We start from the raw sequence: 20,535 nt of genomic DNA on the forward strand, positions 1-20,535 counted from the left end.
ACGTCTTGAGGTAAAAGAAAAGCGGTGCAACTAAAGGGTTACACCGCGCATTGCTCATTCACTTTTTTCTGCTTCGTCTTTCCACTTCGAATCGATTAACATCTCTCCCGGCCATGTATAAGCCATGATGCCGCCATCCGCCGTGATGTCCTCACCTGTGACATATGAGCTGTCGTCAGAAGCAAGGAAGAGGGCGACCGTTGCCATCTCGCGTGGTTTACCGAGTCGACCGAGTGGTGTGATCCAGGCGTTCGCATCGCGGAACTGTTTGCCTTGTTCTTTTTCTTTTTCACCGACGAGTGTATCGATGAGTGGTGTTTCAATCGTTCCTGGCGATAACGAATTGACACGAATACCATGACGCGCGTAATCGATTGCCATCGCGCGAGTGAAGTTCGCGATCCCGCCTTTCGCCGCGTTATAACCAGACCGGTTCAAGTCAGCTGCGCGACCCGACATCGATGACGTGTTGATGATCGAACCACCGTTATCCAGCATGAGTGGAATCAAGAATTTACTGACGAGGAATGTACCGCGTAAATCGACAGCGATGATCCGGTCGAAGAGATCGATTGGATACTCGTGGACTTTCCCGCCTTGTTCATCGATTCCGGCATTGTTGAAGAGGACGTCGACCGTACCGTATGTCTCTTTGACATGCTTCGCAAGTTGCTCAACACTCTCGACGTCTGAGACGTCGACATGGACGGCTTCCGCTTTCCCGCCTTGTTGTGTAATCTGTTCTACTGTTTGTTTTGCTTTTTCAAGTGAGACATCGGCACAAACGACCGTTGCTCCTTGTTCTGCGAATACAAGCGCAGTCGCTTGTCCAATCCCTGTTGCCGAGCCGGTAATGACAGCTATTTTTTGATCCAGTCTACCCATTGCTAAATCCCTCCTAAGTCGTATCGTTCACCTTATGAAACATTCCCGGAGAAATGGAGATTAAACCCATCGATGCGTCTAGTAATAGAAGATAAGGGGTACATCTACAACAGCATAATCGCTGTAAAAAGGGAGATGAGAACGCTGACATCCGATCAATGGCAACTTGCTAAAAAATTATTACAGGAAGCTGTCGAGTATCAAATGACGCTCGAGAAAAGTGCGTTCGCAGATCAACTGATTGATCAAACGACACCTGTCCTTTGGTTTGGTGATGCGACGCGTAGCAGTTGGGTGACGATCGCGACGAACCCATCCCGAACGCAGTTTTTAGACCGGACGGGCGCATTACGATTCGACGAGACCGGTCCGCTCTTTATTCGTCCGAAGTCGATGTCATGGGAGGATTATCTGCAGGAGGAGACGCTGACAGATTCAATCCGGCGCTTCAATCGTTACTTTAAACAACCAAATGTGTACCGGACCTGGTTCGGTCGACCAGGTGGGGGTAAGCTCGAAGGATTCTTGAACGGACTCGGTGCGTCGTTTTACGAAAAGACGTTTGATCCAGTCATTCACTTGGATTTTTTTCCGTTTCCGACGCACCACTACATGGGAGCGATCAAAGAACGCAGCGTGTTGGAAGATAGTCCGTTCGGTCAGACATTTTTGTTACGCCTGCTTGAACTGTTTTCGATAAAAGGAATCATCCTGCTCGGTAAGGAACACACGGAACGATTTGCGAAGCTCGAACCAGATATCGATTGGACAACCTATCGACCAACGGATTATCCAGACGCGATTTTTCAAATCGGCTTCTCGTCACGATTTCAGGTCCCCGTCGTCGGACTCCACTTCAAACCGAGTGAGCAGTTCATCGGTCTCGGTAATCGAAAGGATGAAAAAGGCGTCAGCCATGGCACCTATGGGTCAGCGGAACACTTACGTCAAATCGGAAAAATCGTCCGTGAAAAAGTCGCGACATACAGTGAAAAAGGTGATTGACAGATATTTCGAACTCCCTAATAATAGGAGATGAATTAGCACTCTGTATGATTGAGTGCTAAAAAAGGGAGGCAGAATGAGCATGGAAACGAAACAATTTAAGGCGGAATCAAAACGATTGCTGGAGATGATGATTCATTCCATCTATACGCATAAGGAGATTTTCCTGCGCGAATTGATCTCGAATGCTAGTGACGCCATGGATAAGATGTACTACAAAGCATTGACGGACGAGACGATTTCGTTCGAAAAGGAACACTACAAAATTACGATCGAACCAAATAAAGAAGCACGTCAACTCATCATTCGTGATACGGGAATCGGAATGACGAAGGAAGAACTAGAAGAGAATCTCGGTACGATCGCAAAGAGTGGGTCGCTTGCCTTCAAGGCAGAGAATGAAGCACAAGATGGTCATGATATCATCGGTCAATTCGGTGTCGGATTCTATTCTGCCTTCATGGTCGCAGACGTCGTCACTGTCGTTACGAAACCGTACGGCAGTGCAGTCGCTTATAAATGGGAATCGCGTGGTGTCGAAGGTTATACGATCGAGGAAGTCGACAAAGAAACCGTCGGAACGGAGATTACGCTCCACATCAAGGCGAACGAGGAAGAAGAATCGTATGACGAATACCTCGAGACGTATCGTCTGCGCAGCATCATCAAGAAATACTCGGATTTCATCCGTTATCCGATCGAGATGAAGGAACTCGAACGTCAGCCGATCGAAGGCAGTGATGAGACGGAAGAGGTAGAGGTCGTCAAGACGATCAACAGTATGGTGCCGATCTGGCGGAAGAACAAACGAGAATTGACAGACGAAGACTATGCGAATTTCTACCAAGAGAAGCGGTATGGTTTTGACAAACCGGCAAAACACATTCATATCAGCGTCGATGGCGCCGTTCGTTATCAATCGATCTTATTCATTCCGGAACAGGCACCGTACGATTATTATTCGAAAGAATTTGAAAAAGGACTCGAGCTTTACGCGAATGGTGTGTTGATCATGGAAAAATGCAGTGATTTGTTGCCGGATCACTTCAGTTTCGTCAAAGGAATGGTCGACTCGGAGGACTTATCGCTTAACATCTCGCGTGAGTTGTTGCAACACGATCGTCAATTGAAACTGATCGCGAAAAATATCCAAAGTAAAATTAAAACACAACTCGAAGCACTTTTGCGCGAAGATCGCGCGAAGTACGAAACGTTCTATCAAGCGTTCGGACGTCAGCTGAAGTTTGGTATGTACAATGATTATGGCATGCATAAAGAACAGGTACAGGACCTGATCCTCTTCTACTCAGCGAAGGAGAAGAAGTTGATCACGCTCGCAGAATACGTCGCAGCGATGCCGGAAGACCAAGCGCATATCTACTACGCCGCTGGTGAGAGCACAAATCGTTTGGATAAATTACCGCAATCCGAGCTCGTCCGTGATAAAGGATATGACATCTTGTACTTCACGGAAGAGATCGATGAGTTCGCGATTCAGATGCTGATGACGTATGACGAGAAAACATTCAAATCAGTTACGAGCAGTGACTTAGGAATCGAAGCAGAAGAAGCAGAGACGACAGAGGCACAAGTAGAAATGTTCCAAGCGATGCAGGAGATCTTAAGTGGACAGGTCAAGGAAGTCAAAGCATCGACGCGTCTAAAATCGCATCCTGTCTGCTTTGCGACAGACGGCGCCGTCTCAATTGAGATGGAGAAAATCTTGAAAGCGATGCCGAATAATGAAGGGGTAGAAGCGGTCAAGATTCTCGAGTTGAACCCGTCACACCTGGTGTTTAAATCTCTTGAATCAGCTTATCAAAACGACCGTTCGAAATTTGAGCGCTATACAAAACTGATGTATCAACAAGCATTGCTTGTCGAAGGACTCCCACTCGAGGATCCAGTAGCATTCGCGAATGATGTGTGTTTATTAATGGTTTAAATTGAAATGACGCTATCCGTATGAGGATGGCGTCATTTTTCAAAAAAAGAATGAGCTACTCCGCAAAATGCTGAATGAGCTGTTTCATTAAGTACGGTTGATTCTCTTCAAACTGTTTTTTCCGATGACCATTCGCACCAGATGGATGAGGGAAGTCTGAAAGAAGCTGATGCTGTTCGATTCGTCCATCATGAATCAAACTACGGACTTGTGCTTCGACGACACGACCAAGTGGAATCAACAGTGTCGGTTTTCGTAGCTGATTGATTTCAGCGACGAAGTGTTCCTCCGCATAATGTCTCAATAAAGGACTGCGACTGATCTTCGGTTGATGCCCCGAATAATTTTTTTCCCGATAGAAGACGGGTTGCTTTAACAGTGACGTCGGATGTAATAATTCCTGATGTTGATGAAATAAGCTAGCCGTCGTCTCGATTCCAAGCAATGCTGGAAGCTCAAGTGCATCTAACATCTGGACGAGATTACGTCGCATCGTTCCAGCAAAACTGGCTGTATATTTGACGAGCCGTGCCGTCTCTTCTAGCGAAGCACCATGATGGAGCGCATCCGTCGCTTCCTCAAAGGCGATTCGCATCTGTTCAAAGCCAGGTGTGATCCCGACGATGACGACTTTAGCCTCAGTATTGATATATTCACCGATCGGAGAATAATAGACGGTTAGATTATTCTCCTGTTGCAATAAAAAATCATCCGTCCATAATTCATCACGTCGTAACGTACGATCGTCAGGTAAGCTACGAATGACTTGTTCAAATATAGTTAACGAATTCATGAAAGGTCCTCTTCTCTCTGTATTGGCACTATAATAACAAATAATACCATTTGAGACAAATACACCCTTTCACTATTTTGATATGGGCACACAAAAAGGACTCAAGACGAGTCCTTTTTAGTTTATTGCGCGCGTTCTTTGACCGAAGCGACTTCGTACGTCAGAATCTCGCTACCGAGCATTGGCGATTCTCCCGCTTCACTATTCGCCGGTCGACTATGGGACGCTTTGAAATCGTCACTTTCCCGCCATGCTTGGAAACTCTTCATATCTTCCCAGTACATGTTGACGTTCATCTCATCATGTTCTTCGATGTTTTGTGTCAACAAGACCTCGACGCGGATGAATCCATCCATCGTATCAAGTCCACTTGGACGTGTAAAACGAGGAGCGAGGGCAGCAGCCATTCCTTTTTTGACTTTAATACGGTTCGTAACGACGATCATTATGAAATCCCCTTTCAAAAAACGAATAATGTACTTCTTCAGTATAGTACGATGAAGGAAAGAATGCCGGAAAGAAGGAACAAACGATGAATGAACAGGAATACGATCAACGACTACGAATTGAGACCATTGAGATGCAACATCTTTATAGTGTGTTCAGTCACTACAATCGATATGAACCAACGCCCTATGCAGCATTAGACGAACTGTGCGAAACGTATTTGTTTCAAAAACAGGATACTGTCATTGACTTCGGATGTGGGAAAGGGCGCTTGAACTTTTACTTACACGACCGTTTTGACTGCTCCGTCATCGGAATCGAGATGAACGGACAATTTTACGAAGACGCGATCCGGAATATGGGGAACTACCAAAGTCGACGGAAGCGGCGTTCCGGAGGTTTACGATTTGAACAGGCGTATGCCGAGCAGTACGTCATTCCGGATGAGGCAAACAAGTTTTATTTTTTCAATCCATTCTCTTCGCAAATTTTCATGAAAATAGTCGATCACATCCTAGATTCAGTCGAGCGCTCCTCGCGTTCAGTTGATCTCATTTTGTATTACCCAACTGATGAATACCGGGAATATCTAGAGCGCCATACCGTATTTGATCAAGTTGATGAGATTCGATTGCAGGATCTTTATGACAAAAATCACGACGAGCGATTCGTCATCTATCGTTTTGATCCGAACAAACTGCTTCAAAACGGGTATGAATACAGTGATGAGCGAAATAAAGGATGAGGAGGTCGGATGATGATCCGTTTGGAGCATGTGACGAAGGAATTTGCGCCGGGACGCGGGATATTCGATGTCAGTTTTACGGTTGAGCCGGGTATGATATTCGGTTTTATCGGACCAAATGGCTCCGGAAAATCAACGACGCTCCGGCATTTAATGGGACTACTGGCTGCGGACGATGGAAAAGCAACCGTCGGCGGTTTTGATTGCTGGAATCAAAGTAAAGAAGTAAAGCAGTTGGTCGGTTATTTACCGGGTGAAATTAGTCTGCCTGGAGAGATGACAGGAGCAGACATGCTGGATTTGATGCAGCGACTACACGGCAGCGATCCGGCACGGCGGCAATTGTTGTTGAAACGGTTTCCCTTTGAGACGAAGACAAAAATCCGAAAGATGTCAAAAGGAATGAAACAAAAACTGGCACTTGTCGGTTGTTTCATGAAGGATGCGCCGGTCTACCTACTCGATGAGCCGACAAGTGGACTTGATCCCTTGATGCAAGAGCGTTTTTTAGAGTGGATTGAACAGGAGAAACAAGCGGGAAAAGCGATCTTGATGAGTTCGCATCACTTTCCAGAGATGGAAAAGTCGTGTGATCGAGCCGCTTTAATCAAAGCGGGCCGCATCATCGTCGAATCCGATATTCATGCGTTGATTCGATCGAGTCGAAAGGTGTACACGATCGTTTTTCAAAGTGAGACGGAGGCGGCGCAATTCGCGAGGCAAGTCGGCGTTGAACCGAAGCGGACAGAAGTCAGTTTTCAAACGGATGAGACGTTAACCTTAAACCAGGTGATTGCTTATTTAACGCAGTATGATGTGCGATTGATCCGACAATCGGCGGATGATTTAGAACAGGTCTTTTTGCATTATTACGGCGAGGAGGAACCATCGTGATGTTGCTAATCCGCTCTTTATTCAAGCAAGTCAGAAAGCCTGTTCTTGCTTATTCGATTGGAACGAGTCTTTATTTGTTGATGCTTGCGTTGCTTTATCCATCGATGATGAAGACAGGTTTACTAGAAGCAAAGCTAGAAGCGTTACCTCCGGAAGTCTTGAAAGCCTTTCAATACGATAAGGTGACAGGATTCAATAATGTGCTTGATCTGCTCGGTGGGAATTATTACGGATTGATCTTCCAAGTCATCGCGAGTCTATTTTTACTCTCGCTAGCAGCACGACTCGTCGCGCGACCAATCGACAATGGAGAATTGATCGTCTACCTAGCGGCACCGATCACACGAAATGACTATACGTTAGCAGTTGCAAGCGTCATCGGACTCGCTAGTCTTCTTCTCGTCACGCTGAACGGTCTCGTATTGATGGTAGCGGATTGGTGGATGAGCGGAATTACGATCGATACTATGGTATTATGGCGAATTCAACTCAATGCGCTAATGTTACTCTTTGCAATTGGTACATTTACGTTATTCATTGCGACGTTATTCGATGAAGAACGACGTGCTTTTTCGCTTGCTGGTAGTGTACTCATCCTATCGATCGTCTTGACGATTCTGTCTGAACTGAGTGACAAGACAGAGTGGCTCCGTTATCTATCCGTCTTCTCCTTATTCAATACGACGCAATTACTAGAAGGAACGAATCATTTTCTGCTCCATTCGGTCATCCTATTCGTCCTATTTCTCATTTTCTTGACTGGAGCATTCGTTCAATTCGGGCGTCGAAGTCTGTCGATTTGATCGAAAGTGACGAAAAAAATTTACAGAAACTGAACATTTAGGATTTGAACGTTGCGTCACGCGCTGATTTTTACTAAGATAAAGGAATGTTGTAGTTCTGGAAAAAGAAATGAGGTCTTTTGAAATGAATAAACCATCCATTTATGGATTAACGCTTGAGCAGATGACAGAATGGTTATCGAATCAAGGGCACAAACCATTCCGTGCCAAACAAGTATGGGATTGGCTCTACCGTAAACGTGTCACGACTTTCGCGGAAATGACGAATGTCAACAAGGATTGCCTTGAGTTGTTAGATCAGAGTTTTACGATTGACTCGATGACAGAAGCGGTCAAGCAAGAATCAGCGGACGGAACAATCAAGTTCCTCTTCAAATTATATGATGGCAACTTGATCGAAACGGTTTTGATGCGTCATAAATACGGTCTTTCTGTCTGTGTTACGACACAGGTTGGCTGTAACATCGGCTGTAGCTTCTGTGCAAGTGGTCTCATCAAGAAGAGCCGCGACTTGTCAGCAGGCGAAATCGTTGAGCAGATCATGAACGTTCAACATCACCTCGATGCAGTCGGAAACGAAGAACGTGTCAGCCACGTCGTCGTCATGGGTATCGGTGAACCGTTCGATAACTTCGACAACATGGTCGACTTCTTGAACGTCATCAAGGACCACAATGGTCTTGCAATCGGTGCGCGTCACATCACGGTTTCAACAAGTGGTTTGGCAGACAAGATCTACAAGTTCGCTGACTTAAAACTCCAAGTCAACTTAGCTATCTCGCTTCACGCACCAAACAATGAATTGCGTACGCAAATCATGAAAATCAACCGGGCGATTCCGCTTGAGAAATTGATGCCAGCAATCGATTATTACGTTCAAACAACGAACCGTAAAATCACGATCGAGTATATCTTGCTTCGTGGCGTCAACGACCAAAAAGAACACGCGGTCGAACTCGCGAAATTGTTTGAAGACAAACGTCATTTGACGTATGTCAACTTGATTCCGTACAACCCAGTCGATGAGCACGGTCAATATCAACGCAGTACGTCTGAAGATATCACGACGTTCTACGATACGTTGAAGAAGAACGGCTTGAACTGTGGTGTTCGTCTTGAGCACGGAACAGATATCGATGCTGCGTGTGGTCAATTACGTAGTAAGCAAATCAAAAAAGATAAAGTAGCATCCAAATAATTCGTTGGGCTTCTCATCGTTTCGGTGGGAAGCTTTTTTTACGATAAGAAATGAGGACATCCTATGACACGTATACGATTCAATGATTTTAACTTAAGCACACCGATTCTCGACTCGATCGAGCAACTTGGATACACGGCACCAACCGAAGTCCAGCAATCGGTCATTCCCGTTGTATTATCCGGAAAAGACGTCATCGTCAAATCACGGACAGGAAGTGGGAAGACGGCTTCCTTCGCAATCCCCCTTTGTGAACTCGTCGAGTGGGAAGAAAACAAACCACAAGTCTTAGTCTTGACGCCAACACGTGAGCTTGCCTTGCAGGTCAAAGAAGACATCATGAACATCGGACGCTATAAGCGGATCAAAGCGACGGCCGTCTTCGGCAAGCAACCGTTCCGTGGACAAGTCACGGAACTCAAACAAAAGACACACGTCGTCGTCGGTACACCGGGACGTGTACGCGATCATATCGAGCGGGGCACGCTATCGCTTGAGAAAATCCGTTACGTCGTCTTGGATGAAGCCGATGAAATGCTGAATATGGGCTTCCTCGATCAAGTCGACGCCATCTTGTCCGAGTTACCAAAAGATCGGATGACACTCTTATTCTCTGCGACCTTCCCGGAAGATATCGCACAGTTGAGCAATCGTTACATGGATGCACCGAAACGAATCGAAGCGGGTGAAACCGTCGTCTCAACGATTACGCATAGTTATATTCCGGTGACGGATAAGACGAAATTCGCGATTCTAAAAGATGTCCTCGTCGCTGAAAACCCGGATCGCTGTATGATTTTCTGTCGGACGAAAGAACATGTCGATTTCGTTGCGAATGGTCTCCGTGCACATGACTATCCGGTTGAAGCGATTCACGGAGGAATGGAACAAGACGATCGACTCGATGCGATGAAGGCGTTCCGTGCCGGTAAATTCCGGATTCTCGTTGCAACAGACGTCGCAGCACGCGGTATCGATATCGAGAACATCACGCATGTCATCCAGTATGATCTCCCTGTCGAACGAGAAAGCTACGTTCACCGGACCGGTCGGACGGGTCGTGCAGGAGCAACTGGACAAGCAATTAGTCTCGTCACACCAGCAGACGAACGTCGCCTGAAGGAAATCGAGCAATATCACGGGAAGCTGACACGCCGCCAAGCACCGACGGAAAAGGACTTGATGCGGACAGCGGATGCGTTCGAAGAGAAAATGGCGACGGCAGATACGCGTTCGTCGAAAACGGAACAGCTCGATGCCGACATCATGAAGTTGTTCTTTAACGGCGGAAAGAAAAAGAAACTTCGTGCCGTCGACTTCGTTGGAACGATCGCGAAGATTGAAGGCGTCACAGCAGACGATATCGGGATTATCTCGATTCAGGATACGTTGACGTATGTCGATATCCTGAACGGCAAAGGTCCGCTTGTCTTACGAGCGATGAAGACGACGAAAGTCAAAGGGAAACAATTGAAGGTGTATGAAGCATTCAAGAAGTAAAACAAGCCGGTCCATCTCCGCCTAGGCGAAGAGGGACCGGCTTGTTTGCGTCAAAGCATGTCCGAGATGAAGTCCGCTAGCGGCTGCTTGGGCAAGAGAGTGCGTTGCACCAGAGCAATCACCGATCGCATAGACACCGGAGCATGTCGTCTCAAATGTTTCTGACGTCTCAAGCATCGGTGCGTAAAACTTACCATCTAGTCCATAAAGTAACGTATCTGCTGGAAGTTCCGTCTCAAGGAGTCGCTCGAGGCGTTTTAAAAAACCTTCTAAGACGAGGAGGTCTTCCACAGGTACTTCCGCGTGTAAATCTCCAGGGGAAGCAGCTAGCGAAGGGATGATTCCGTTATGAAGCAATTGATCCGTTGTTGTCGCTCGCGATTTTCGAAAGTCACTGAGGCGCTGGACAACGATGCGATCCTGTCCTTGATTGATTCCTCCGATAACGCGTGTGGCGTATGCATTGGCTTGTGCTAACGTCGAAAAATAACGCGGGAGAAACAGTGTAAAGTTCAAATTCATTGATCCATCTGCCGTCTCATGGACGTTTTGACCGTCCGGCATGACGAGTCCTTCTTGATATTTGCGGATGATCCGTCCGCATGGATTCATGCAATAGGTGACGGCTTTACCATAAGGTGAGTCGTAACCGAGCTTTGTCTCGAACGTTTCCTGTAGTAATGTTCGAAATAGTGCCTCATCCGTCTCGACCCGCACTCCGAGATCAAGTCGGGTCCGCTGTGGGATGACACCAAGCGTCGCTAACTGTTGCAACGTAAAGTCTGCACCGGAACGACCTGTCGCGAACACGATCCGTCGACTTACGAAGGTTTCGTCCGCTGTTTTAATCGTAAACGCCTCCGACTTCGTGATCTGTTCGATCGTCGTTTCGAAACGAGCATCGAGTCGTGGCAATAAAGCATCCTCAAACGCCGTGAAGACGCCAACTGTTCGTGCTGTGCCTAAATGACGGACGGTCGTCTCGACCGTATGGAGACCAGCACGACGGGCGCGAATTGCGACAGCAGGTGAATGCGTCGAGTAGGTCTCGATCATATCGGCACCGTATGTACATAAAAGATTATCGACTTCTTGGAACAGTCGTCGTGTCGTCTCTTCACCGATTTTTGAGACGAGCTCTCCGCCGAATCCCATCGCATAATTGAATTTTCCTTCTGATTTTCCAAGCCCTGCAAATCCAAGATACGCATCTTCTACTGTTCGCTTGCGGATTGGTTTTCCGGCATCGAGCAGTAAGACGCATTGCCCATCTTCAACGAGCTGATGAGCAAGGAAGATTCCCGCTACACCGGCTCCGATAATCGTCACATCATACATTACAGACGCCTCCTTTTCTCTGAGTATACAAAAAAGCCGGATTCCTATAAAAGGAATCCGGACTGAGTGAGATCGCTTATTTCCATTCTGCGATGTCAGCGATTGGTAGACGAACCGATGGGTATCCTGCGTCAACCGCTTTACCAATCGATAGCAACATGACTGGTACATAACGCTCTTTTTCAAGACCGAATGCTTCTGCGATTTGATCTTTCTCGTAACCACCGATTGGGTTCGTATCATATCCGTGCGCACGAGCGACGAGCATCAATTGCATCGAAACGAGACCTGAGTCGATCAAGATGCTATCTTTCAAATCGTTTGCTGAGATACTACTGTACATGCCTTGGATCGCAGGTACTTGGCGATCGCGTACTTCTTGTGGCATGAGCCCTTTCGCAACAGCTGTGTCGTAGATGTTTTCGAGTTGATCGACTGCGTTCATGTCACCGAAGACAGCGATGACAGCAGAAGATGTCTCGACTTGGACTTGGTTGAATTTCGCGAGTGGTGCAAGTGTTGCTTTTCCTTCTTCGCTATCGATGACGAGGAAACGCCATGGTTGCATGTTGACGGAAGAAGGTGCAAGTGTTGCTTCTTCAAGGATTTGTGTCATTTCTTCTTTTGAAATTTTTACGTTCGTGTCGTAGTTACGAATCGAGCGACGTCCTTTAACGATTTCCATGAAGTCTGTTTGAGTTTGCGTTGCCATATTAAATCGACTCCTCTTTTAGTTTAGGTAATGCGTCAGCGTTTGCTTCGATGCGCTGAATCATCTCAGCTAACGTCCGTTGTTCTTCAGCAGAGAATCCTTCGAGTAGATCCTCGAGAAACTCATCTTTTTGTTCGCGTAATTGAGCGATGCGCGTCGCCCCTTGTTCCGTTAAAGAAACAAGAATCACCCGATTGTCAGCAGCTGAACGCTCGCGAGCAATCATCCCGGTCGATTCCAGGTGCTTGAGATGACGGGTCACTGCCGCATGATCCACATTGACGCGTTTTTGTAACTCTTTTTGGCTAATCGTTTGATCGACTTGTAGTTGAGCGAGTAGATCCATTCGAGTCTGACTAAAACCATCCGTACAGAGATCGAATTTTTGAGCAATCGTCTTATTGACAGAAACGAGTGCATAGATCAACCGTCCTTTTTCAGTGCAGGAGATACTCAATCCATCACATCCTTCCCTTCGTTCGAAGAAACCTTTGACGTATCAAAGATTGATATGTAAACGAATATAACGTGTTTAATTTGATGACGCAACTTATTTGCTTTTAACATAAAAAGAGATATCATTCACGCGGAATGATATCGAGTCAGGCGACTTAGCTAATTTGGCGTTTAGACGCTGGAATTCCTTTTGCATCGATCGCTGCAATGATCCGACGGAAATAGAATAACCAAAATTGTAGGAATGGTCCGATTAAGAAAATCGAGAGGATTGTACCGAAGAAAACAGGACCACCGAGCAACCAGCCAATGCCGCATGCCGTGACCTCCATGATCGTCCGCATCAGACGAATCGACGTTCCAAATCGCTCTGCAAGTGTCAGCGTCAACCCATCGCGTGGACCGGCTCCATATCCGACAGCAACATAAAGACCTGCCCCCATGCCGATGATGAAGATGCCGAAAATCAACCAGATCGTATTCAACCAAATCGACTCAAAAGAGGGTAAGAGATGAGAATTAAGGACAAGATTCATGAAGACACCGACGAAAATCGCGTTGACGAGTGTTCCAATTTGTGGTGTGACGCGGTCTAATGTGTACTTAACGAACACGAGTAATAGACCAACGAGCAAAATAATCGTTCCGACGGACAGTGGTGTTTTCTTTTGGAGACCGAGATGCAATACATCCCACGTCGAGACACCGAGTTCAGCAGTGATCATCATCGATGAGCCGAGAGCGAGTAAAAATAAACCGAGTAGGAAGAGTCCCCACTTTAACGTAGCGCGTAATAACCAGGAAGCACGATGACGCGTCATGTCTAACACCTCATTTCTTAAAAATAATTGATTCGTTAACTGTATCATGAGGAAAGTAGAAGAAGAAAGACGAAATTTTCCGTTTTTTCCATCTTAAGAAGGAGGGGAAGGTCGAAAGAGAAACGTATACTGAAGAAAAAAGGAGATGACAGGATGAAAGCGATCCGGCACCTGATTCGTTTTACATACATAGAAGCCATCTGTTGCGTCTTTCCCGTCATGATTTTCGCAGCGCTTGCTCTTTCACGTTATCTTCCTGCTGAACCGATCGCTCGATACGATCTCCTGTTGCTATGGTGTCTTCTCGTCCAAATCGTCTTACTTGTCACGCGTTATGAAACGCTGGAAGAGTTCAAACTGATCTTACTCTTTCACGTGATTGGTCTAGCACTTGAACTGTTCAAAGTGAACGTTGGGTCTTGGAGTTATCCGGAACAGGCTCTAACGAAAGTGGCTGGTGTTCCTTTGTATGCAGGATTCATGTATGCAAGTGTCGCAAGTTATGTCTGTCAAGCGTTCCGAAGATTTCATTTACGCTTCACAGCATTTCCACCACCTTGGCTTGCGATCAGCGTAGGCAGTCTCGTCTATCTCAACTTCTTCACCCACCACTGGATCTTCGATGCACGCTGGCTATTGATGGTCCTCGTCGTCCTTGTCTTCTATAAGTCATGGGTTCATTTTACGATCGAGCAGACAATCTACCGCATGCCGCTCGTCCTGTCTTTTTTACTGATCGCGTTCTTTATTTGGATCGCTGAGAATATCGTGACGTTCTTTAAAGGGTGGGTCTATCCACATCAGGAAAGAGGATGGGAAGTCGTTGATCTCGGAAAGTTGTCTTCTTGGTTCCTGCTTGTGATCATCACGGTCCTGATCGTCATCGTCGCGAAATACAAGCAACAGGATCCGGCTGTGGAGATATATCAGCGTACATAGACGAAAAACATGACATTTCGTTTGCGATGAAGCGCTTCGATGTTCAACGTTCGTTCTAACATGTGGACGACAACTTGAGCGTGTTTGGCTCAACCAGTGACGAGACGGGAAATTATTGAAAAAAGAGTGAAACATTAGAAGTTTTAAGCCGTAGAGTAAGGTGAGAACTTATTTTTCAAGGAGGACCTTACTCATGTCATCTCAATTAAAGAAAGCAGCGAAGGAGTCGCTCAGCGGTCGTTGGGGATTTGCAGTCCTAGCTTTTCTGCTGTTTAGTATTATTCAGGGTGTTCCTAATTTATTTGGATCGGATATCGATGAGCCGTCTAGTAGTATAGATCTCGTTGTATCATTGGTGTCGATTTTATTGATTCCAGTAGGAGTCGGTTGGACATGGATTGCCATGTCGATTGCTCGTGGCGAAGAAACGAAAGTGACGGATTTGTTTGAGCCATATGGTATGTTCCTGAAAGTGGTGGGGCTGGCCATTGTTCAGTTCATCTTTATCGCGCTCTGGACGTTACTCTTAATCATCCCTGGTATCATCAAGTCATTCTCTTACTTGTTGACGTACTACATCCTTCGGGATGAGCCGTCAATCGGTATTCTCGAGGCAATTACACGCTCACGGCAACTCATGGATGGACACAAGATGGAAGCATTCTTGCTCTTCTTATCGTTTATCGGTTGGGCGTTGCTTGTTATCGTTACGCTTGGTCTTGCTGTCCTATGGGTCGGACCATACTTCAGTGTCACGCTTGCCAAATTCTACGATCGTATTCGTGGGGAGCAGGCGCCAGAGCAGACATCAGATTTCGTCGCACCATACTAATTCCGAATCCCGACACTACGTCGGGATTTTTCTTTGGAATAAATCCGATAGGAAAAGACGGTTTAATGGTTGCTTTAGTTCAATGAATTCTGTACGATGAATGCAACACATCTTATCTAGAGAAGTCGAGGGACTGGCCCGAAGACACTTCAGCAACCCCGCTATGGCGGAAGGTGCTACTTCCAGGAAGGAATACCTTCTGAAGATAAGAGCGGACAGGACAAGATACCGTCGCTCTTTTCGAACTTCGAAAAGAGCGTTTTTTTATGATAAGGGGGACGATGGAGTGGAGTATGGTTTTTGGTTACCGATTTTTGGGGGATGGCTACGTAACGTCGAGGATGAACAGATGCCAGCGACATTCGATTATGCGAAACAAGTCGCACAAACAGCTGAACGGATCGGCTTCTCGACGACGTTGATTGCGGAATTGAACTTGAACGATATCAAAGGCATCAAGGAACCGAGTCTTGAGGCATGGACAACGGCAGCGGCGATTGCTGCAACAACAGAACGCCTTGAAATCATGACAGCGGTTCGTCCCGGGTTCCATAATCCGGCGACGACGGCGAAGATGGCGGCAAACATCGATCAGTTGAGTGGAGGACGATTTACGCTCAATGTCGTCTCGGCCTGGTGGGCAGAAGAAGCAAAACAATACAACGGTATTTTTACTGCACACGATGAACGCTATGCCCGAACGGAAGAGTTCGTCACGGTCATGAAAGGACTATGGGCAGATGCGTCACCGTACAGCTTCTCCGGCAATCACTACACGATCGAACAGGCAGAACTCCATCCGAAACCCGTCCAGCGTCCGGGGATTAAGCTCTACGCTGGTGGAGAGAGTGAAGCCGGAAAACGGACGATCGTCGAACATTGTGATGCCTACGTCATGCATGGAGGCACTGTTGAAGAAGTAGCTCATAAAATCAATGATATGAAAGTACGCCGGGAAGCGACGGGACACGCACCGCTTGAGAGCTTCGGTCTTGCTGCCTACATCATTTGTCGGGATACGGAAGAAGAAGCGCTTCTTGAGTGGCAACGCATCACGGACGTCAAGGAAGACAGCGCCGGTTATGCCGGTTATCAAGATTTCATCAGTAAATCGCAACTCGAACAACAGGTCGAACGAAATGATTATTCCGTCTCGAACCGTGGTCTGCGACCGAACTTGATCGGAACACCAGAACAGATTGCCGAACGGATTCTAGCGTTCGAAGCCGCTGGTGTCACGTTGCTCTTGTTACAATTCTCACCACAACTTGAAGAAATGGAACGCTTTGCCCGTGACGTAATGCCACTGGTCGAAGCGAAACGAAAGGTAGGTCAACAATCATGACAAAAATTCATATTCTCCACGAAAACCAAGAATGGACGGATCATCTCATCAAACGTCTCGAAGAACTCAAGTTGCCGTACGAGCAGTGGCACTTAAATGAAGGAATCGTACCGTTAGATGAACTGCCGCCAGAAGGTGTCTTTTACAGTCGTATGAGTGCGTCTTCGCATACGCGGGGGCATCGTTATGCGCCAGAGTTGACGGAAGGGGTCCTCGCTTGGTTAGAAGAGCATGACCGCACTGTCTTTAACGGAACGCGTGCGCTCCGTCTTGAAGTCAGCAAAGTTAATCAATACACAGCGTTACGTAAGGCTGGGATTCGTGTACCAAAGACAACGGCTGCTGTCGGACGTGATCAAATCGTACAAGCAGCAAAAGAAATCGGTGTTTCGTCATTCATCACGAAACATAACCGTGCCGGGAAAGGTCTCGGCGTCCAGTTATTCCATTCGATTGAAGCACTTGAAGCTTATCTCGATGGTTCGACATTCGACGAACCAGTCGATGGCATCACGTTGATTCAAGAGTACATCCAAGCACCAGAACCGTACATCACGCGGTGTGAGTTCGTAGGTGGAAAATTTGTCTATGCGGTCCGAGTCGATACGTCGGAAGGATTCGAACTTTGCCCAGCTGATGCGTGTGTGATTGACGACTTGTTTTGCCCAGTTGGTGAAGAAGCGCCGCAAACACCGATGAAGTTCCAAATCGTTGAAGGCTTCGATGATCCAATCATTGAAAAGTACGAAGCGTTCCTCCAAGCGAACCAGATTGCGGTCGCAGGTATCGAGTTCATTAAGGATGCGTCAGGTACGATCTATACGTATGATGTCAATACGAATACGAACTATAATTCCGATGCCGAAGCTGCTGCAGGACGCTACGGCATGCTTGAACTGGCAAAGTTCCTCGGAGCTGCTCTTGAAACAAGCACAGTAAAATAAGAATCGGCTCCCGCCCTGTCACCGGACGTTACAAGACCGGATGACAGGGTATTTGTATAGAAAGGGGGCGAATCTATGATTACGTGGAGAGAAGAACGACAGCTCGATATCCCGATTGAGGAAGCATGGCACTTGTTTGATCACACGCGGCTGCAACGTCTGATTCCGAACGTCGTCCAGCATGAGGTGATTGAACGAAAACCGGGTGTCGTCGGTTCGACGTATCGTCAAACGTACATGCAGGGCAACCGACTCGAAACCTACATCGTGACCGATTTAGCCTATACGAATGAGCCGGACTTTAAACAAAATACGATTGGATTCACGTTAGCTAAAATATTTAAGATTGAGATGACGTTTACGCTCAAACCACTTGGACACGCTCGTTGTCTGTTGATTTATACAGGAAAAAATGAAGGGGCAAACTTCGTTGGGAAAAGTCTCTTGTCACTCGGTGGCGAACGAGAAAACGAGAAAATTGTTCAGGGCTTGTTGCAACGTGTCGAAGAAGAGGCAGCAAAACAAAAGAAGAACAATGCATGAAAAAACGGATTCCCGCACCTGAGAATCCGTTTTTTCATATCTTATCGATTCGTATACGATTTGTGACCACTCGGTAAAACGGATAGGCAGTCGACACCTTGATAACGTTCTCGTTTTCTATCGCTGGATCGAGCGATTTTGGATTATCAAAAAGCTTAGTTACCGACTACTATTTTTAAGTATAAAAACGGTTATTAAATTTTCATTTAATCCAAAAATTATATCGTTACGATAGTCGACGCAAACGAGAAATCTGTGAATCATCTTGAAGCTCCTTTAATGGTCGAAACCGAACAGCTCGTAATTCTTGTTGATCAAGCGATAGTTCAGGATCGATCCCGAGTCGAGGTTCAGGACTATCTAAGACACGGCGAACGAGAAAACATGTCTCTGTTCCTTGATCCATTGAAATCTCGTAAAGTTTCCGTTCGACCGTGACGTGAAGATGCGTTTCTTCTAACACTTCTCGCACGACGGCATGCTCTTTAGTTTCACCGTTCTCGACACCTCCGCCGGGTAACGTCCAAAATGTCCGGGAAGGGGTATGTAACTCGACCATTAGAATCTGTTGCTCTTCAATCAACGCAGCGCATACGCGATGTCGCATATCGCATTCCTCCTTCAACGTGTTCAAAAAAGAGACCGAAACGACAGTTCCGGTCTCTTTTAAAATCATTGTGCGTATAACGCTGTTAATTGCTGTTGGATCGTATCGTTGTTCAAATACTCATCGTATGTCGTTTCTTTATCGACGATACCGTTTGGTGTCAACTCGATGATGCGGTTCGCGATCGTTTCGACGAACTGGTGGTCATGCGAGCTGAAGAGCATTGCGCCTTTATAAGCGATCAAACCATCGTTGAGTGCCGTGATCGATTCGAGATCCAAGTGGTTCGTTGGATCGTCGAGTACAAGGACGTTAGCACCACTGAGCATCGCTTTTGAAAGCATACAACGGACTTTTTCGCCCCCGGATAAGACAGATGCTTTTTTCATGACTTCTTCTCCTGAGAAGAGCATCCGACCGAGGAATCCACGGAGGAACGTATCGCTCTCATCTGCCGGTGAATACTGACGGAGCCAATCGAGGATCGTCTTATCCGAGCCTTCGAAGAATTCCGAGTTGTCTTTCGGCAAGTATGATTGGGAAGTCGTGACGCCCCATTTGAATGTACCGCTGTCCGGTTCCATCTCACCCATAAGGATTTTGAATAGTGTCGTGATCGCGATATCGCTCTGGCTGATGAACGCGACTTTATCCGTCTTGTTCAACGAGAAGCGGACATTATCAAGGACTTTGACGCCATCGATCGTCTTCGAGAGACCATCGACCATCAAGAGATCATTTCCGATTTCGCGTTCTGGCGTAAAGCCAACGAACGGATAACGACGTGATGATGGACGAATGTCGTCGAGTGTGATTTTATCAAGCAATTTCTTCCGTGACGTCGCTTGTTTCGCTTTCGAAGCGTTTGAGCTGAAACGTGCGATGAAGGCTTGAAGTTCTTTAATCTTCTCTTCTTTTTTCTTGTTTTGGTCACTTGCCATACGCGAAGCAAGCTGACTTGATTCATACCAGAAATCATAGTTTCCGATATACAGTTGGATCTTACCGTAATCAAGATCCGCCATGTGCGTACAGACGTTGTTCAAGAAGTGACGGTCGTGGGAAATGACGATGACCGTGTTTTCGAATCCGATCAAGAATTCTTCAAGCCATTTGACAGCTTTCAGGTCGAGTCCGTTTGTCGGCTCATCGAGTAAAAGAATGTCAGGTTTACCGAACAATGCTTGGGCAAGCAAGACTTTAACTTTTTCAGATCCTGTCAGCTCAGCCATCGTTTTCGAGTGAAGGTCTTCCTTGATGCCAAGTCCTTGTAGAAGCATCGCTGCTTCCGACTCCGCTTCCCAACCGTTCATTTCAGCGAATTCACCTTCGAGTTCAGCAGCACGCATGCCGTCCTCATCTGAAAAATCTTCTTTCATATAAATCGCATCTTTTTCTTTCATGACTTCATAGAGACGTTTGTGTCCCATCATGACTGTTTCGATGACTTGGAATTCTTCGTATTCGTAATGGTTCTGGCGAAGGACGCCTAAGCGTTCGCCTGGTGTGATGATGACATCGCCTTGTTGTGCTTCAATGTCACCAGCGAGAATTTTCAAGAACGTTGATTTACCGGCACCGTTCGCACCGATCAGACCGTAACAGTTACCTGGCGTGAACTTGATGTTAACGTCTTCGAATAATTTTCGGTCCGCAAAGCGAAGACCGACGTTTTGTACTGTAATCATATAGAGATGAACCCTCGTTTCTAGTAAGTGATGTGCTCATTCGAGTGTACCACAAATCATGATCTGTCGTAGAGCAGGCAAAGTTCTTTCCATAT

At 46.6% G+C, this 20,535-nt stretch carries 21 protein-coding genes and 1 riboswitch; of the genes, 12 read left to right on the forward strand and 9 right to left on the reverse strand.

Annotated elements, in window-relative coordinates; all coding sequences use genetic code 11:
- Positions 1 to 54: 54 nt before the first annotated feature.
- Positions 55 to 885, reverse strand: a complete 831-nt coding sequence (locus tag B2U10_RS13355) for an SDR family oxidoreductase (protein ID WP_035411826.1) — start codon at positions 883 to 885, stop codon at positions 55 to 57.
- A gap of 135 nt (positions 886 to 1,020) precedes the next feature.
- On the opposite strand from B2U10_RS13355, the gene B2U10_RS13360 reads away from it, so the two are divergent.
- Together B2U10_RS13360 and htpG are read left to right on the forward strand one after the other, a co-directional pair.
- The gene (locus B2U10_RS13360) at positions 1,021 to 1,890 is read left to right on the forward strand and encodes a hypothetical protein (RefSeq protein ID WP_035411829.1); all 870 of its coding nucleotides are present in this window, start codon (positions 1,021 to 1,023) and stop codon (positions 1,888 to 1,890) included.
- An 82-nt stretch (positions 1,891 to 1,972) separates the two neighbouring features.
- Positions 1,973 to 3,835, forward strand: coding sequence for a molecular chaperone HtpG (gene htpG, locus B2U10_RS13365; RefSeq protein ID WP_035411832.1), 1,863 nt, complete (start codon positions 1,973 to 1,975; stop codon positions 3,833 to 3,835).
- 55 nt (positions 3,836 to 3,890) lie between these two features.
- Here htpG and B2U10_RS13370 read toward each other — a convergent pair whose 3' ends face one another.
- Both B2U10_RS13370 and B2U10_RS13375 read right to left on the reverse strand, forming a co-directional pair.
- Positions 3,891 to 4,628 carry a hypothetical protein gene (locus B2U10_RS13370; RefSeq protein ID WP_290788240.1) on the reverse strand — a complete coding sequence of 246 codons (738 nt, stop codon included), beginning with the start codon at positions 4,626 to 4,628 and terminating at the stop codon, positions 3,891 to 3,893.
- Positions 4,629 to 4,750: 122 nt separating this feature from the next.
- Entirely contained in the window at positions 4,751 to 5,074 is a 324-nt protein-coding gene (locus tag B2U10_RS13375) for a heme oxygenase (protein ID WP_035411837.1), read from the reverse strand.
- Positions 5,075 to 5,160: 86 nt separating this feature from the next.
- Between B2U10_RS13375 and B2U10_RS13380 the strand changes: the two genes are divergently transcribed.
- From B2U10_RS13380 to B2U10_RS13400, 5 genes are all read left to right on the forward strand, one after another.
- Entirely contained in the window at positions 5,161 to 5,820 is a 660-nt protein-coding gene (locus B2U10_RS13380) for a methyltransferase (RefSeq protein WP_081780430.1), read from the forward strand.
- 12 nt (positions 5,821 to 5,832) lie between these two features.
- Positions 5,833 to 6,714 carry an ABC transporter ATP-binding protein gene (locus B2U10_RS13385; protein ID WP_035411840.1) on the forward strand — a complete coding sequence of 294 codons (882 nt, stop codon included), beginning with the start codon at positions 5,833 to 5,835 and terminating at the stop codon, positions 6,712 to 6,714.
- Complete coding sequence (locus tag B2U10_RS13390) at positions 6,714 to 7,517, forward strand: ABC transporter permease subunit (RefSeq protein WP_290775485.1); 804 nt, start codon at positions 6,714 to 6,716, stop codon at positions 7,515 to 7,517. Before B2U10_RS13385 ends, B2U10_RS13390 begins: the two co-directional genes overlap by 1 nt.
- A gap of 124 nt (positions 7,518 to 7,641) precedes the next feature.
- A complete protein-coding gene (rlmN, locus tag B2U10_RS13395; protein ID WP_023469793.1) occupies positions 7,642 to 8,715 on the forward strand; it encodes a 23S rRNA (adenine(2503)-C(2))-methyltransferase RlmN in 1,074 nt (357 codons plus the stop codon).
- Between the two features lie 63 nt (positions 8,716 to 8,778).
- On the forward strand, positions 8,779 to 10,215 hold the full coding sequence (locus tag B2U10_RS13400) for a DEAD/DEAH box helicase (RefSeq protein ID WP_035411845.1): 1,437 nt from the start codon (positions 8,779 to 8,781) through the stop codon (positions 10,213 to 10,215).
- A gap of 21 nt (positions 10,216 to 10,236) precedes the next feature.
- On the opposite strand, the gene B2U10_RS13405 is transcribed toward B2U10_RS13400, so the two are convergent.
- The 4 genes from B2U10_RS13405 to B2U10_RS13420 all read right to left on the reverse strand — a co-directional run bounded on the left by B2U10_RS13405 (position 10,237) and on the right by B2U10_RS13420 (position 13,542).
- Positions 10,237 to 11,553: an NAD(FAD)-utilizing dehydrogenase gene (locus B2U10_RS13405; RefSeq protein ID WP_290788244.1), complete on the reverse strand. Its 1,317-nt coding sequence runs from the start codon at positions 11,551 to 11,553 to the stop codon at positions 10,237 to 10,239.
- A 76-nt stretch (positions 11,554 to 11,629) separates the two neighbouring features.
- Positions 11,630 to 12,265, reverse strand: coding sequence for a nitroreductase family protein (locus tag B2U10_RS13410; protein ID WP_290788247.1), 636 nt, complete (start codon positions 12,263 to 12,265; stop codon positions 11,630 to 11,632).
- Position 12,266: 1 nt separating this feature from the next.
- Positions 12,267 to 12,722, reverse strand: a complete 456-nt coding sequence (locus tag B2U10_RS13415; RefSeq protein WP_035411854.1) for a MarR family winged helix-turn-helix transcriptional regulator — start codon at positions 12,720 to 12,722, stop codon at positions 12,267 to 12,269.
- 154 nt (positions 12,723 to 12,876) lie between these two features.
- Complete coding sequence (locus B2U10_RS13420) at positions 12,877 to 13,542, reverse strand: YczE/YyaS/YitT family protein (protein ID WP_035411857.1); 666 nt, start codon at positions 13,540 to 13,542, stop codon at positions 12,877 to 12,879.
- 153 nt (positions 13,543 to 13,695) lie between these two features.
- Between B2U10_RS13420 and B2U10_RS13425 the strand changes: the two genes are divergently transcribed.
- From B2U10_RS13425 to B2U10_RS13445, 5 genes are all read left to right on the forward strand, one after another.
- Positions 13,696 to 14,481, forward strand: coding sequence for a DUF817 domain-containing protein (locus tag B2U10_RS13425; RefSeq protein WP_290753660.1), 786 nt, complete (start codon positions 13,696 to 13,698; stop codon positions 14,479 to 14,481).
- Between the two features lie 193 nt (positions 14,482 to 14,674).
- Positions 14,675 to 15,313: a DUF975 family protein gene (locus B2U10_RS13430; RefSeq protein ID WP_035411859.1), complete on the forward strand. Its 639-nt coding sequence runs from the start codon at positions 14,675 to 14,677 to the stop codon at positions 15,311 to 15,313.
- 109 nt (positions 15,314 to 15,422) lie between these two features.
- A riboswitch (SAM riboswitch) is annotated at positions 15,423 to 15,525 on the forward strand.
- A gap of 74 nt (positions 15,526 to 15,599) precedes the next feature.
- Positions 15,600 to 16,658, forward strand: a complete 1,059-nt coding sequence (locus tag B2U10_RS13435; protein WP_290788250.1) for an LLM class flavin-dependent oxidoreductase — start codon at positions 15,600 to 15,602, stop codon at positions 16,656 to 16,658.
- The gene (locus B2U10_RS13440; protein WP_035411865.1) at positions 16,655 to 17,602 is read left to right on the forward strand and encodes an ATP-grasp domain-containing protein; all 948 of its coding nucleotides are present in this window, start codon (positions 16,655 to 16,657) and stop codon (positions 17,600 to 17,602) included. The genes B2U10_RS13435 and B2U10_RS13440 overlap by 4 nt, the downstream gene beginning before the upstream one ends.
- Positions 17,603 to 17,677: 75 nt before the next feature.
- Positions 17,678 to 18,145: a hypothetical protein gene (locus B2U10_RS13445; RefSeq protein ID WP_056064751.1), complete on the forward strand. Its 468-nt coding sequence runs from the start codon at positions 17,678 to 17,680 to the stop codon at positions 18,143 to 18,145.
- 226 nt (positions 18,146 to 18,371) lie between these two features.
- Here the strand turns inward: B2U10_RS13445 and B2U10_RS13450 are convergent, their stop codons facing one another.
- Positions 18,372 to 18,752, reverse strand: a complete 381-nt coding sequence (locus B2U10_RS13450) for an NUDIX domain-containing protein (RefSeq protein WP_052019147.1) — start codon at positions 18,750 to 18,752, stop codon at positions 18,372 to 18,374.
- A 65-nt stretch (positions 18,753 to 18,817) separates the two neighbouring features.
- Positions 18,818 to 20,440: an ABC-F family ATP-binding cassette domain-containing protein gene (locus tag B2U10_RS13455; RefSeq protein WP_035411871.1), complete on the reverse strand. Its 1,623-nt coding sequence runs from the start codon at positions 20,438 to 20,440 to the stop codon at positions 18,818 to 18,820.
- Positions 20,441 to 20,535: the final 95 nt, after the last annotated feature.

The organism is Exiguobacterium sp. UBA7533, assembly GCF_002479335.1.
GTDB lineage: Bacteria > Bacillota > Bacilli > Exiguobacteriales > Exiguobacteriaceae > Exiguobacterium_A.